Origin of the sequence: Methyloceanibacter caenitepidi (assembly GCF_000828475.1) — a bacterium.
Taxonomy (GTDB): Bacteria; Pseudomonadota; Alphaproteobacteria; order Rhizobiales; family Methyloligellaceae; genus Methyloceanibacter; species Methyloceanibacter caenitepidi.
Map to the genome: position 1 here is coordinate 1,830,503 of NZ_AP014648.1, position 14,284 is coordinate 1,844,786.

Genomic DNA, 14,284 nt, shown 5'->3' on the forward strand with positions numbered 1-14,284 from the left:
GGGAGCCCGCCCACGGCTTCGGAATTTCTGCCGACGCTGTCAGTAGCGAGTGCTACTCGGCGGCGTTGCTCGAGAACGGGTTGCCCGCGGACGGCGCGGGCGCACTGTGTCCGGCGCCCGAGGATTCATCAGCGAGCGGGTTGTCCGACCGGCGGGACTTACCTTCGAAGTAGGCGCCTTGCTCGATCGCCAGACTCTGGTGATAGATGTCGCCCTCGACATGGGACTGGGACTGAAGACTGACGCGCAGTCCCCGGATGGATCCCAGAACCTTCCCGCGGATGACGACGTCTTCGGCGATGACGGAGCCGTCGACCTGGGCCTTGTCGCCTAGGAGGAGGGAGCCGCAGTGCACGTCGCCCTTAATCTGACCGTCGACCTGAATCTCGCCTTTCGACGACACGTTGCCCTCGATCGTGAGGTCCTCGCCGATGATGGACGGGATCATCTTTCCCATCGCCGGACCCGCTGGCTTCGGCGGGGACGAGGGCCTCTCGGTGAACGGTGACGATTTGGGTTCCGGAACAGGGCTGGGCCGTTCGCCACCCAGCTTGGCCATTGGACTGCTCGGCTCAGGTTTCTTTGTGAACATCGCTGGGCTCTCCCCCTCAAAACGCGTGACGCAGCGCGCAATACAACCCGGCATTCGGGCCCACACAACCAAAGCCGTTACGCCCATAGAAATTCGCTATGGCGGCGTAGACGACCAAGGCGCAACACCCTGTTGCTCCGTAAACTTTATCGTTTCCGGCCTGTCTTGTCATGTTGCTTATCATTGCCTTGCGCTAGGGTGTGCCTAGTTCTGCTTAGAGCTTGATTCGCCTTGGTTTAGCCGATTTTGAACCATCTAAATCCAACGAGACCTTAGCGTTGCCTCGCGCACATGGTAACGACACGCTTGCGCCAGCGCGCGCCGGACATGTTTCCTTGTACCGGAATTACGAGACAGGCGGGGCTCAGATCGCCTCGGCTCGATGGCCTGGGTACGCAGCGGGCAGAGAATGCGATGCCGCGGAGGCGAAGCATGCGAAACAGCGTCCCTAACTCGAGCGCGGCATGGAGACCCCGGCACGTCATTGGGGTCTGTGACTGAATGGACGAACAGATCGCAGGAGCCCTCGCCAAGATTACCAAGCATGGCGGCAAGGCCATCCGGACACTGCCGGAGCAAGGACGCCAACTGGTCAAGGCCGTCCCGGCGCCGGTGCAGGTTCAGCTGGCAAGACTGTCGTCTCGCGGCGCCCATGTGTTCAGGGAGATTTTCGCCGGGGTTTTCGTTCTTGGGCTGATTGTCATCGTCTTGGGCTATGGGCGTCTGTCGCGCGGGCCCATTTCGCTGCCGGGCCTCGTGCCGCCTATCGAGCATGCGATCAACGATCAGTTGACCGACCTGACGGTGAAAATCGATGACGCTGTTCTCCAGCGGAGCGAACACGGTCCTGGCGTGGTCCTGCGTTTGCGCGATGTCCGCTTGATCGACACGGAGGGCGAGGTCGTGGCGCAAGCGCCGCTGGCTGCGGTCGGCCTCAGCGGCTCGGCGCTGCTGTCGGGCAAGATCGCGGCGGGCAGTGTCGACTTCATCGGATCGCGGTTGCTCATGACCTATAACGAGCAGAACGGCCTGTCTTTGGCCTTTTCCAAACCGGGCGAAGATGGGGCTCCGCTCATGCGGGGCCCGATCGCTTCGGACCCGCAAACGGCCGAGCCGCCGGTTGAGCCCGCGAAGAGCGCCAAGCGCTTCAATCTGACCAATGCCGTCAATGAAGCGTTCCAGCGTGTCCGCCGGTCCGACACATCCTACCTGACGCGCTTTGGCCTGAAGGACTCGATCGTCGTCCTGTACAGGGACGGTGCGCAGACTTTCTGGCAGGTGCCCGACTTCGCACTCAACCTGGAGCACCACGATCGCCGGAGCGTCCTTGTCGGCAATGCCAATGTGGCGTCGAGTCGTGGCGATTGGCAGTTGGAGGTTCGCACGGCCCAGAAGGCCAACACCAAGGGGCTCGAGACGCAGATTTTGGTCAACAACTTGGTGCCCTCCGGAATCGCCGGCAACTTCCCGACGATCGGCTTGCTGCGGGCGTTGGATATGGCCGTGGACGGCGAAGCCTTGGCGAATCTGGCGCCCAACGGAGACTTCATTGGCGGAGAGGCGAAGGTCCGCTTGGCGCCTGGCCAGATCACCCCGCCCTGGGATCCGGATACGCCCGTGCGGATCGAGCGCGGCGAACTCACGCTTCGCTACATCAAGGAGACCCGAGTCATCGAGCTTGCCCCGTCCACGCTGCGATGGGGCGAGAATTCTCATGCGACTTTCAGCGGTGCGTTCGTTCCGGTCTTCGATGAGAAGAATGAGGTTCAGTCCTGGAACTTCGACATCAAAGCCGACGACTCTGTTCTCGGTGTCGAGGAGTTCGGCCTCGGTCCGACCGAGGTCGATAAATGGCTTTTGAAAGGCAGCGTGTCGGCCGCGGACGGCAGTGTGAGGATCTCGCGCTTTGTCATCCGGGCGGGCGACGCGGAGATCGTCGCCAAGGGCGAAATCAAGGACACGTTCGGCGACCCCGCGGTCCGGTTGTCCGGCACGATCAGCCCGATGCCGATGGAAATGTTCAAGCAGATCTGGCCACGGTTTCTCGCCGGCGCGGCGCGTCAATGGGTCTTGGAAAATGTCGAAGGCGGCCAGGTTCTGGGCGGCTCGTTCAAGGTCGCGCTCAAACCCGGAATGCTCGACGACATCAAGCAGCATAGGCCCATTCCCGCCGAGTCCGTCCAGATGGACCTGAAGTTCACCGATACGGCGGTTGCGTATATTCCGGAACTGCCGCCCGTCCATACGGGCGAGGGCACATTGAAGCTCGCCGGCGCGCAGTTCTCGGTGGACATCCCCGCAGGCAAGGTCACGGTGTCCAACGGCATGGAGATCGACGTCAGTGACGGGCGGTTCTTCGTCGCGGACATCCGAGACAATCCGAATATGGGCGTTGTGACATTCCGCGGAGCGGCGCCGACGCCGGCGGTTACGACGCTTCTCGATTACGAGCCATTCGGTTTCATCACCGGCGTGGGATTGAAGCCGGACTTTCTCGGCGGTACGGCCACGGGCGAGTTCACCTTCAATATTCCGCTCGTGGAGACCCTCAAGCCCAGGGACATCAAGATCGCGGGCGTGGCGCACCTGCAGAATGCCATCACGCCGGGCCTCGTCGGGGATCTTGCGATCGAGGGTGGGGTTGTCGACGTCAACCTAACGAGCGAAGGCGTCAGCGCGTCGGGCAATGTGACAATCAAGGGCGTGCCGGCGTCGGTGCACTGGCAGCGGCTCTTCTATGCGCCCGAGAGCGATCAGCCGCCAATCTCGGTGACCTCGATTCTGGATGCGGCATCGCGGGACAAGCTCGGCCTCAAGGTCAACGACATCGTCAAAGGCCCCATGCCGGTGACGCTCTATCTCAGCGGTCTGAGCAAAGGGACAGGTCAGCCGGATACGTCGAGGATGACGATGGTCGGTGACCTCACGGATGCCGAGCTCCTGTTCCATGCCTTTGGTTGGAAGAAACAGCCCGGTCAGGAGGCGAAGCTCAGCTTCGTCGTGAACAAGAAGCCCGACGGCTCGACGGATCTCGAGGACTTTCAGATTACCGGAAAGGATATTGCGATTTCCGGACAGGTTGCCCTGGACACTGACAATGCGATTACGGCGCTCTCGTTTCCCAAGTTTGCGGTCGGCACGCTCACGGAAATGTCCATCCAGGCGCAGCGGCGTGACGACGGCGTGATGCAAATTCATGCCGAGGGTCCGTCCTACGATGCGAGAGAGTTTTTCCGCACTTTGATTTCCGCCGATCAACTGACGGACAGCGCCAGGGCGGAATCGGACGATGACACGAATATCGATCTGACGGCCAAAATCGGTCGGCTCGTTGGATACGACAACAGCTACGCGACGGATGTGGACGTTGCTCTGACGAAGCGCGCGGGCGAACTGGTCGCTCTCAACGGCCGGGGCCTTCTCGGTGGTCAGAAGTCGGCCAATGTCGAGCTTCAGAATAGTAGTGGCGCCCGAGTCCTCGTGGCCAACGCGGACGACGCCGGCACGGCCTTCCGCCTGATCGGCTTCTACCGCAGCATCCAGGGCGGTATTGCATCGCTGCGGGTCAACATGGATGCGGGAGGCGTTCGGAAATCCGGCACACTGCGTGTCCGTGATTTCGCTATCGTCGGCGACAGTGTCGTCGCCGATGTCCTCAGCGATCCGAGTTCGGCGGCGGCGCTCGGTCAGCACCAGCATGACGTCAAACGTCGGATCGTGTTCCGGCGACTGCGCGCGCCCTTCATCGCCGGCGGCGGAAAGTTCCAGCTCGACGATGCCTATGTGAACGGTCCTGAACTCGGTGCGACATTGCGTGGAACGATCGATTTCAATGCGCGGAAGCTCGACTTGGGCGGAACCTACGTGCCGCTTTACGGACTGAACTCGGCCTTAGGCGCGGTTCCCGTTCTCGGGCGCGTCCTGGTCGGCCGGCAAGGCGAGGGCGTCGTGGGCATCACCTTCGCCATCAAAGGCAAGCTCGACGACCCGACCGTGCTGGTCAATCCGATGTCGGTGATGACGCCCGGCATCTTCCGCCAGATTTTCGATTTCAACAGCGGCGTGCCCCAAGGGACGACATCGGCTGGCGCGGAGACGTGGGAAGAGAACACCGGCACGGAAAGGTCCCGCAAGAAGCGGCGTCTGCGTCCGCTGCAAAATGCGCGAGAGCGGCGGGGTCTGAACTAGACCGGCCGGATCAGGGCGTGACGCTTCTTGCCGAGCGACAGCTTGATCACACCGTCCGCGGTGAGGTCGGCCGGAGTCAGGACCTGCCGTTCGTCGTTCACCGGGACATCATTAACCTTCAGCCCGCCACCCTTGACCTGGCGGCGCGCCTCACCGGTGGATTTCACGAAACCCGCCTGAACGCTGGCCGTGAGCACGCCGAAGCCGTTTTGAAGCTCCGCCTGCGAGATTTCGATCGTCGGCAGTTCGGACGCGAGTTGCCCCTGTTCGAACGTGGCGCGCGCTGTCTCCGCCGCCTGGTCCGCCGCCTCGCGTCCGTGAACGAGCGCCGTCGCTTCCGTTGCGAGGATCTTCTTGGCGTCGTTGAGTTCGGCGCCCTCAAGTGCGGCCAGCCTGTCGATCTCGTCGAGCGGGAGTTCTGTGAAGAGCTTGAGGAAGCGCGGCACGTCTGCGTCCTCGGCGTTCCGCCAAAACTGCCAGTAGTCGTAAGGTGACAGCATGTCGGGGTTGAGCCAGACAGCGCCGTCGGCCGTCTTGCCCATCTTGGCGCCGGAGGCGGTCGTGAGTAGGGGCGTGGTCACGCCGAACAATTCGACCCCGTCGGTCCGCCGTCCGAGTTCGATGCCGGTGACGATATTGCCCCATTGGTCGGACCCGCCCATTTGCAAGCGGCACCCTTCGCGCCGGTGCAGCTCCACGAAGTCGTAGGCTTGGAGCACCATGTAGTTGAATTCGATGAAGCTGAGATTCTGCTCACGGTCGAGCCGGAGCTTCACCGAGTCCTGGCTGAGCATGCGGTTGACGCTGAAATGCCGCCCGTAGTCGCGCAGGAATGAAATGTAATTCAGCTTTTCCAGCCACTCGGCGTTGTTCAGGAGGATCGCATCGCGATCCCCGGTTCCGAAGGTGACGAACTTCGAAAAGACCCGCTGAATGCCCTCGATATTCGAGGCGATCGTCGCGTCGTCAAGCAGCTTGCGGGATTCGTCTTTTCCCGAGGGGTCGCCGACCTTCGTCGTGCCGCCGCCGATCAGCACGATGGGCCGGTGTCCCGTCTGCTGCAGCTTCCTCAGCAGCATGATGCTGACGAGATTGCCCACATGCAGGCTGGGGGCCGTGCAATCGAAGCCGATGTAACCGGTGATGATCTCTTTGCGGGCAAGCGCGTCCAGCCCGGCCTCGTCGGTGCACTGGTGGATATAGCCGCGTGCGGAAAGCTCGTGAAGAAGGTCGGACTTTGCGGTGCTCATCGTCGGACGTGCGGAGTGTAGCGAATGGAATCGAGCGCGGCGTGCGCCCGCCCGAGCGTCTAACAGGTTTGGCGCGTCAATGCACGATCACGAATGCACGCTCGCAATCAGGGGCACCTGCCCGCGGGGGCGGTGTCAGGCAGGCTACGCTGCCGACTCCTTCTTGGCCTTGCCCTTTTGCGGCCTGGGCTTGCCGAGGCGCTTGTCGAGGTAGCCGTCGATGACCTCCATGAGGCCTTCCATCTGGTCTTCGAAGAAATGGTTGGCATCGGGGACGGTCGCATGATCGACGATGGCGTCCTTCTGTGTCTTCAGCCTTTCCACGAGCCCGCGCACGGATTCAGTTGGAACGACTCGATCTTTCGCGCCATTGACCATCAGGCCTGAGGACGGGCAAGGGGCCAGAAACGAGAAGTCGTAGAGGTTCGCGGGCGGCGCGACACAGATAAAGCCCTCGATTTCCGGGCGACGCATCAGAAGCTGCATGGCGATCCAGGAGCCGAAGGAGGCGCCTGCAATCCAGCACGACGGGGCGTCGGCATTGTAGGCCTGAAGCCAGTCGAGCGCAGTCGCCGCATCCGCGAGCTCGCCAGGACCGTTGTCGAACAGGCCTTCGCTGCGGCCAACGCCGCGGAAATTGAAGCGCAGTACCGAGAAGCCCCGCTTTTGGAACGCGTAATACATGTGGTAGACGACCTGATTGTTCATCGTCCCGCCGAATTGCGGGTGGGGATGCAGAATCAAGGCGACCGGAGAATTTGCTGCCGGCTGATGGTGGTAGCGGGCTTCGATCCGGCCGGCTGGGCCGCTAATATTGACTTCAGGCATAAATGTTAGAGCCTCGGCTAGTCTGCGGAGCAGACAGGATTGTTCCTGCGTATATGGGGCCGGTTTTTTGGATTTTCAGGCTCCGCCGCGCGATTGCCGCCGCCGCATTGCTTGACTTGGCCCGGTCCGAATCCTATAACACAAGAGATTAGAATTGTTCCAAACAAGGCCGTTCCGATCAAGCTGGGCGCAAGGAACGAGCCGACTGTCAGGCCGGGCTTCTTAGCACGGGCTACAGGGGCTCGTGCAAGCGATAACCGCCTAGAAGGGCCTACGGGGCTGAAATCAGTCCTCCGGCTTCGAAAGAGCATGAACCAGCGCGCCTATCTCGACCACAATGCGACTGCTCCCTTGCGGCCAGAAGTCCGCGAGGCGATGAGCGACGCGTTGGCCCTCGTGGGCAATCCCTCGTCCGTCCATGCGGAAGGGCGCGCTGCTCGGGCGGCGGTCGAGGAAGCCCGCGTCAAGGTCGCCGCTCTCGTCCATGCTCGGCCCGAAGACGTTATCTTCACGAGCGGCGGTACGGAGGCGAATGCGCTTGCGTTGGCACCGCCGGCGGGCGGAGGGGCTTGGAAGGCATTCATTTCGTCGATCGAGCATCCTTCCGTCCTGGCGGGCGGGCGCTTCGGCGCCGGCGCACGGACAGTTCTGCCGGTGACGAGCGCTGGCCTCGTCGATCTGGAGAGCCTTGCGCGGACGTTGGCCGAAGAGGTCCCGGAGGGAAGCCGTCCTTTCGTGTCGTTGATGGCGGCGAACAATGAGACAGGCGCCGTACAGCCGGTCGCGGAGGCAGCCGCGGTCGTCCACGAAGCGGGTGGCGTTCTGCATACGGACGCGGTCCAGGTGGCCGGGCGGCTGCCGCTCGACATGAGCGCGCTGGGCGCGGACCTCTTGACGCTTTCGGCCCACAAGATTGGCGGGCCAAAGGGTGTCGGCGCCGTGGTTATGGCGGAAGGCGCGAGCGTTCAGCCGCTGATGACCGGCGGCGGACAGGAAAGCCGCCGCCGTCCGGGCACGGAGAATGTGGCCGGCATTGTCGGCTTCGGGGTTGCCGCGGACCTGGCGGCCAAGGAGTTGCCGGCTATGGGCGACGTCGCACGGCTTCGCGACGCGCTCGAAGAGGGCGTGCGGACCATCGCGCCGGACGCTGTGGTTTTCGCGCACTCCGTGGCGCGGTTGCCGAATACGTCGTTGATTGCGGTGCCGGGCCTGAAGGCGGAAACGCTGGTGATCGGTTTGGACCTCGCCGGCGTATCCGTCAGTGCCGGAAGCGCGTGCTCGTCCGGCAAAGTCGAGACGTCGCACGTACTGACGGCGATGGGAGCGGCTCCGGAGGCGGCGCGTGCCGCGATCCGGGTCAGCCTTGGTTTTCGCAGTTGCGATAACGATATCCAAAGCTTCCTAGGTGCGTTTGGCGACCTCGTGAAACGGCTTAGGAAAGACGAGAAAGCAGCGGCGTAGCGCAAGGTCGCCGTTCCGGCCGCTCTAGATCGAAAAGAGATTGGGAAGAAGACGATGCCTGCAGTCGAAGAAACCGTTGAACGCGTCAAAGAAATCGACGTCGACAAGTACAAGTACGGCTTCTCGACCGAAATTGAATCGGTCATGGCCCCCAAGGGGCTGAACGAAGACATCGTTCGTTTCATTTCGGCCAAGAAGGGCGAACCCGAATGGATGCTCGAATGGCGGCTTGAGGCTTACAAGCGCTGGCGCACGATGACGGAGCCGACCTGGGCGAGGGTGCACTATCCGAAGATCGACTTCGAGGATCTCTACTATTACTCGGCGCCAAAGAGCACCGAAGGGCCGAAGAGCCTCGCAGAGGTCGATCCGGAACTGCTCAAGACCTATGAGAAGCTCGGCATCCCGCTGAAAGAGCAGGAAGTGCTCGCGGGCGTCCAGGGCGCGCCGAAGGTGGCTGTCGATGCCGTCTTCGACAGCGTCTCCGTGGTCACGACCTTCCGCGAGGAGTTGGCCAAGGCCGGCGTGATCTTCTGCTCTATTTCCGAGGCGGTGAAGAACCACCCCGATCTCGTGAAGAAATATCTGGGATCGGTCGTGCCGATCACGGACAATTTCTACGCGACGCTTAACTCGGCCGTGTTCTCCGACGGATCGTTCGTATACGTGCCGGAAGGCGTCCGCTGCCCGATGGAGCTGTCGACTTATTTCCGCATCAATGCAGAGAATACGGGTCAGTTCGAGCGCACGCTCATCATCGCCGACAAAGGCTCCTACGTGAGCTATCTCGAAGGCTGCACAGCGCCCATGCGCGACGAGAACCAGCTGCATGCGGCGGTGGTGGAACTGGTCGCGCTGGAAGATGCCGAGATCAAATATTCGACCGTCCAGAACTGGTATCCGGGCGATGCACAAGGCAAGGGCGGCGTGTACAACTTCGTGACAAAGCGCGGCGACTGCCGCGGTGATCGCTCGAAGATCTCCTGGACGCAGGTCGAGACCGGATCGGCCATCACCTGGAAGTATCCGTCCTGCATTCTGCGCGGCCATGGCAGCCGCGGCGAGTTCTACTCGATCGCGATCTCGAACGGCTATCAGCAGGTCGACAGCGGCACCAAGATGATCCATCTCGGCCGCGACACGTCGAGCCGCATCATCTCCAAGGGCATCGCCGCTGGATATTCCGACAACACCTATCGCGGTCTTGTCTCGGCGCATCGCAGGGCCACGAACGCGCGGAACTTCACCTGCTGCGACTCGCTTCTCATTGGCGACAAGTGCGGCGCGCACACGATCCCGTATATCGAAGCGAAAAATTCCTCGGCTACGTTCGAGCACGAGGCGACCACGTCGAAGATTTCCGACGATCAGCTCTTCTATTGCTTGAGCCGTGGCCTCTCAGAAGAGGAAGCCGTGGCGCTCATCGTGAACGGCTTCGTCCGCGATGTGCTGCAGCAGCTGCCCATGGAGTTCATGGCCGAAACGCAGAAGCTGATCGGCATTTCGTTGGAAGGCAGCGTGGGTTAGTCCGCGCGCGTTCTTCCATCCTCGCAAAGCGATTCAAGACCAAGACTTTAGAAAGACCAATTGATGCTTGAGATCAAAAACCTCCACGCCAAAGTCGACGGGCGCGAAATCCTGAAGGGCCTCGATCTGACGCTGCCGGCCGGCGAGGTCCACGCGATTATGGGCCCGAACGGCTCGGGCAAGTCGACGCTGTCCTACGTGCTCGCGGGCAAGGAAGACTACGAAGTCACCGAAGGCTCGGTCACCTGGAATGGCCAAGACCTGCTCGAAATGGAGCCGGACGAGCGCGCGGCCGCCGGCGTCTTTCTCGCCTTCCAATACCCGATGGAGATTCCGGGCGTTGCGACCATGACCTTCCTGCGAAGCGCCGTGAACGCAGTACGCAAGGCGCGCGGCGAGGAGGAATTTTCGACGCCGGACTTTCTGCGCACCGTGAAAGAGAAGGCGAAACACCTGAAGATCGATATCGAGATGCTGCGCCGGCCGCTCAATGTCGGATTTTCCGGCGGCGAGAAGAAGCGCAACGAGATCCTGCAAATGTCCTTGCTGGAGCCGGGGCTGTGCATTCTCGACGAGACGGATTCCGGTCTTGACATCGATGCCTTGCGGATCGTCTCCGAAGGCGTGAACGCGTTGCGGTCGCCGGAGCGCTCCATGCTCGTGATCACCCATTACCAGCGGCTTCTGAACTACATCGTGCCGGACAGGGTGCATGTGCTGTCCAAGGGCCGCGTCGCGCGCTCGGGTGGCCCGGAGCTTGCCATTGAGCTCGAGAAATCCGGATACGCCGACTACGGCCAAGACGAAGCCTCGGCGGCGTAAAGGAGCATGCTGATGGACGTACCCGTCCAACAATTCACGACCAAGGCCGAGCAGGACCTGCTCGATCTCTTTGAGCACGCGGCGGACGCATTGCCCGGCGATGCGGCGATCGCAGCCGCTCGGAAAGGCGCGATCCAGACTTATGCGGGTCTCGGCTTGCCCCATCGCCGCGTCGAGGAATGGAAGTACACCGATCTGCGCGGTGCGCTAGACAGCGTGCCGCCGCTTCTGGCCGAAGCGGACGTTGCCGTGAGCGACGCTGATCTGGAAATGGCCATCGGCAAGGCGTTCATGACGTTGCCGGCCTACCGTCTGGTCGTTGCCGCCGGCGAGTTCCGCGCGGATCTTTCGGATGTCGAGGGCTTGCGCAAGGCCGGTGTGGAGATCGCGCCGCTCGCGCAGATGTTGGAGTCTCCCCCTTCGTGGCTGAAGGCGAGCCTCGAGGAAGCCGGCGGCCGTCGTGACGATGTGGTGATCGCGCTCAATACGGCCCTGATGACGGCAGGCGTCGCTGTGCGCCTGCCTGACGGCCTGACGCTGCAGAAGCCGATCCACCTGATCCATCTCGACGCACCCGGCAAGGCCGGCTCGATCTACACGCGCAACGTTGTTGTCGCGGAGGAGGGCGCCTCCGCGACCCTCATCGAGAGCTTCGGCACGTTTGGTGTCGCAGGGCTACAGCGCAATGCTGTCACGACGGTGTCACTGGCGGCGAAATCGGCGATTCATCACCTCAAGCTGCAGCGCGAAGCCCTTGAAACGATTCATCTGAACGTGTGGGCGGCCACTATTGGTGCGGAGGCACGCTACAACGCGTTCCAGGTCTCGATGGGCGCCGCGCTGGCGCGCAATCAGGTCTATGTCCGCTTCGACGGCGAGAACGCCACCACGGATATTTCCGGCGCTACCCTGGCGCGCGGGACCCAGCATTGCGACACGACGCTGGTGGTCGAGCACAACGTCCCGGCCTGCGAGAGCCGCGAACTGTTCAAGCTCGTCCTCAACGACGAGGCCCGGGGCGTGTTCCAGGGCAAGATCATCGTGGCCAAAGACGCCCAAAAGACCGACGGCAAGCAGATGTCCCAGGCGCTGCTCCTGTCCGAAACGGCCGAGTTCGACTCGAAGCCGGAGCTGGAGATTTTTGCCGACGACGTCGTCTGCGGTCATGGCGCCACGTCGGGCCAAATCGACGAGGAACTCCTCTTCTATCTGCGCGCGCGCGGCCTTCCCGAGGCGCAGGCGCGGGCACTGCTGATCCAGGCTTTTGTCGGCGAGGCATTCGAGGCCTTGGACGATGAGGTCATTGGGGAAGCATTCACCGCCGTTGCCGCCGAGTGGCTCGGCACGCCGGCGCAGTAGGGGAACCCGATGAACGTCATGTCCCCATCGTCCAGTGATTCACAAGCGGCCTCGTTCGACGTCGAGCGCATCCGGGCGGATTTCCCCATCCTGTCGCAGACGGTGCATGGCAAGCCGCTGACCTATCTCGACAATGGCGCGTCGGCGCAGAAGCCGCTCCAGGTGATCGACGCGATCACTCAGGCCTATTCGGCCGAGTACGCGAATGTCCATCGGGGGCTTCACTATCTGTCGAATTTGGCGACCGAGAATTTCGAGAAGGCGCGCGGCAAGGTGCGGGCCTTTTTGAACGCGGCCCACGACGAAGAGATCATCTTCACCCGGAACGCGACCGAGGCGGTCAACCTCGTGGCCTCGTCGTTCGGATCGCCGCGTATCGAGGCGGGCGACGAGATCCTCATCACGATCATGGAGCACCACTCCAATATCGTGCCGTGGCATTTCCTGCGCGAGCGCCAAGGCGCGGTACTGAAATGGACGCCGGTCGCCGACGACGGAACGTTCCTGCTCGATGAGTTCGAGAAGCTGATTTCGCCGCGCACGAAAATGATCGCGATCACTCAGATGTCGAACGTGCTCGGCACGATTGTTCCGATCAAGGAAGTCGTGCGGATCGCTCACGATCATGGCGTGCCCGTGCTGGTCGATGGCGCGCAAGGGGCGGTGCATCTACCTGTCGATGTGCGCGATCTCGATTGCGACTTCTATACCTTCACGGGCCACAAGCTCTATGGCCCCACGGGCATCGGCGTTCTCTACGGGAAGAAGAACCTGCTGGAGGCCATGCGGCCGTATCAGGGCGGCGGCGAGATGATCGGCTACGTCACCACGGACGAGGTCACTTACGCGACACCGCCGCATCGCTTCGAAGCGGGCACGCCGGCGATCGTTCAGGCGATTGGGCTGGGTGCCGCGATCGACTATGTCGAGTCCATCGGCCGGGAAAACATTGCCGCCCATGAGCACAAGGTCTTGGCCTACGCCATGGATCGGCTGAGCGAATTGAACTGGTTGAAGATCTACGGTCAGGCTGAAGGGAAGGGCGGGATCGTCTCTTTCGAGGTCGATGGGGCCCACCCGCATGACGTCAGCACCATCCTGGACCGCTACGGTGTGGCCGTCCGGGCCGGCACACATTGCTGTGAGCCGCTGCTGGCGCGTTTCGGTGTCACCTCGACATGCCGGGCATCTTTCGCCATGTATAATACCCAAACCGATGTGGATCGATTGGTGGACGCGCTGCACAAGGTGCGCGCCATGTTCGCCTAGGGCTAAGGTGGGCCCTAAGGAAGGCTTCCCAGATGATTGAAAAGACTCAACGAAGCGAAGACGCAGACATCCCGAACGAAATGTCGCCGGGGCTCTCTCAGTCCGTGCCGGGTCATATTCAGTCTGCGGCTGAAGCGCGTGAGGCTGGCGATCCCGGCGCTGCGCCGGATCCTTCGCCCTTTGCCGAGGACGCGCCGTCTTCGATTCCGCCCGATGAGCTCGAGCGGCTGCACGGCGATCTCGTCAGCGCGTTGAAAACGGTGTTCGACCCTGAAATTCCCGTCGATATCTACGAGCTCGGCCTGATCTACAAGATCGACGTCGATGACGACCGGAATATCGAAATCGAGATGACACTGACGGCGCCGGGCTGTCCGGTTGCAGGCGAAATGCCCGGCTGGGTCCAAAACGCGGTCTCGTCCGTGCCGGGAGTCGGGCAGGTCGACGTCAATTTGGTGTTCGATCCGCCTTGGGACATGTCGCGGATGTCCGACGAGGCGCGTCTCGCCCTCAATATGTTCTAGGCCTTTGAGATTCTAGGCACTTGAAGTGCCAGGGAATCCGTCCCATTTTTGAAGCATGACCAATCGACCGCGCCCCCAAGCCATGAGTATCACCGAAGCCGCTGCCGAGCGCCTGCGTAAGCTGGGTGCCGCCTCGGGCCCGGAGATGGAGGCCGTTCGCATCGGCATCAAGAACGGTGGTTGTGCCGGCATGGAGTACACGATGGAGTACGCCGCCGAGCGCAAGCCCCACGATGAAGTCGTCGAGGACAAGGGCGTGACCATCCTCATCGATCCGTCGGCTCTGATGTTTCTGCTCGGAACCGAGATGGACTACCAGGTCAGTCAGATGCGGTCGGGGTTCGTTTTCAACAACCCGAACCAGACCAGCGCCTGTGGCTGCGGCGAGTCTGTGATGCTCAAACCCGCAGGTCAGCCGGATCCCCAGCCGGCGAATATCGCGGAATAGCCGCGCTATCCGAAAA

General features: G+C 62.1%; 11 protein-coding genes. 8 read left to right on the forward strand and 3 right to left on the reverse strand.

The genetic code is table 11. The features are described from left to right. Positions 1-52: 52 nt before the first annotated feature. Complete coding sequence (locus GL4_RS17765) at positions 53-457, reverse strand: bactofilin family protein (RefSeq protein WP_172653324.1); 405 nt, start codon at positions 455-457, stop codon at positions 53-55. A gap of 636 nt (positions 458-1,093) precedes the next feature. Here GL4_RS17765 and GL4_RS08445 point away from each other — a divergent pair. Beyond that, positions 1,094-4,780: a YhdP family protein gene (locus tag GL4_RS08445; protein WP_045366636.1), complete on the forward strand. Its 3,687-nt coding sequence runs from the start codon at positions 1,094-1,096 to the stop codon at positions 4,778-4,780. On the opposite strand, the gene tyrS is transcribed toward GL4_RS08445, so the two are convergent. Beyond that, a complete protein-coding gene (gene tyrS / locus GL4_RS08450; protein WP_045366639.1) occupies positions 4,777-6,030 on the reverse strand; it encodes a tyrosine--tRNA ligase in 1,254 nt (417 codons plus the stop codon). The genes GL4_RS08445 and tyrS overlap by 4 nt on opposite strands. 144 nt (positions 6,031-6,174) lie before the next feature. Continuing rightward, the gene (locus tag GL4_RS08455) at positions 6,175-6,858 is read right to left on the reverse strand and encodes an alpha/beta hydrolase (protein WP_045366641.1); all 684 of its coding nucleotides are present in this window, start codon (positions 6,856-6,858) and stop codon (positions 6,175-6,177) included. Positions 6,859-7,167: 309 nt separating this feature from the next. Between GL4_RS08455 and GL4_RS08460 the strand changes: the two genes are divergently transcribed. From GL4_RS08460 to GL4_RS08490, 7 genes are all read left to right on the forward strand, one after another. Further along, positions 7,168-8,319: a cysteine desulfurase family protein gene (locus GL4_RS08460; protein ID WP_045366644.1), complete on the forward strand. Its 1,152-nt coding sequence runs from the start codon at positions 7,168-7,170 to the stop codon at positions 8,317-8,319. Between the two features lie 54 nt (positions 8,320-8,373). Then, the gene (gene sufB / locus GL4_RS08465; protein WP_045366647.1) at positions 8,374-9,846 is read left to right on the forward strand and encodes a Fe-S cluster assembly protein SufB; all 1,473 of its coding nucleotides are present in this window, start codon (positions 8,374-8,376) and stop codon (positions 9,844-9,846) included. Positions 9,847-9,909: 63 nt separating this feature from the next. Continuing rightward, positions 9,910-10,668 carry a Fe-S cluster assembly ATPase SufC gene (sufC, locus tag GL4_RS08470; protein WP_045366649.1) on the forward strand — a complete coding sequence of 253 codons (759 nt, stop codon included), beginning with the start codon at positions 9,910-9,912 and terminating at the stop codon, positions 10,666-10,668. A gap of 12 nt (positions 10,669-10,680) precedes the next feature. Then, the gene (sufD, locus tag GL4_RS08475; protein ID WP_045369796.1) at positions 10,681-12,027 is read left to right on the forward strand and encodes a Fe-S cluster assembly protein SufD; all 1,347 of its coding nucleotides are present in this window, start codon (positions 10,681-10,683) and stop codon (positions 12,025-12,027) included. Between the two features lie 18 nt (positions 12,028-12,045). Further along, entirely contained in the window at positions 12,046-13,296 is a 1,251-nt protein-coding gene (locus GL4_RS08480) for a cysteine desulfurase (RefSeq protein WP_052464794.1), read from the forward strand. A gap of 32 nt (positions 13,297-13,328) precedes the next feature. After that, positions 13,329-13,820 (forward strand): SUF system Fe-S cluster assembly protein, encoded by a 492-nt coding sequence (locus tag GL4_RS08485; protein ID WP_425283169.1) that lies wholly within the window; start codon positions 13,329-13,331, stop codon positions 13,818-13,820. A gap of 82 nt (positions 13,821-13,902) precedes the next feature. Further along, the gene (locus GL4_RS08490; protein ID WP_244462593.1) at positions 13,903-14,268 is read left to right on the forward strand and encodes a HesB/IscA family protein; all 366 of its coding nucleotides are present in this window, start codon (positions 13,903-13,905) and stop codon (positions 14,266-14,268) included. Positions 14,269-14,284: the final 16 nt, after the last annotated feature.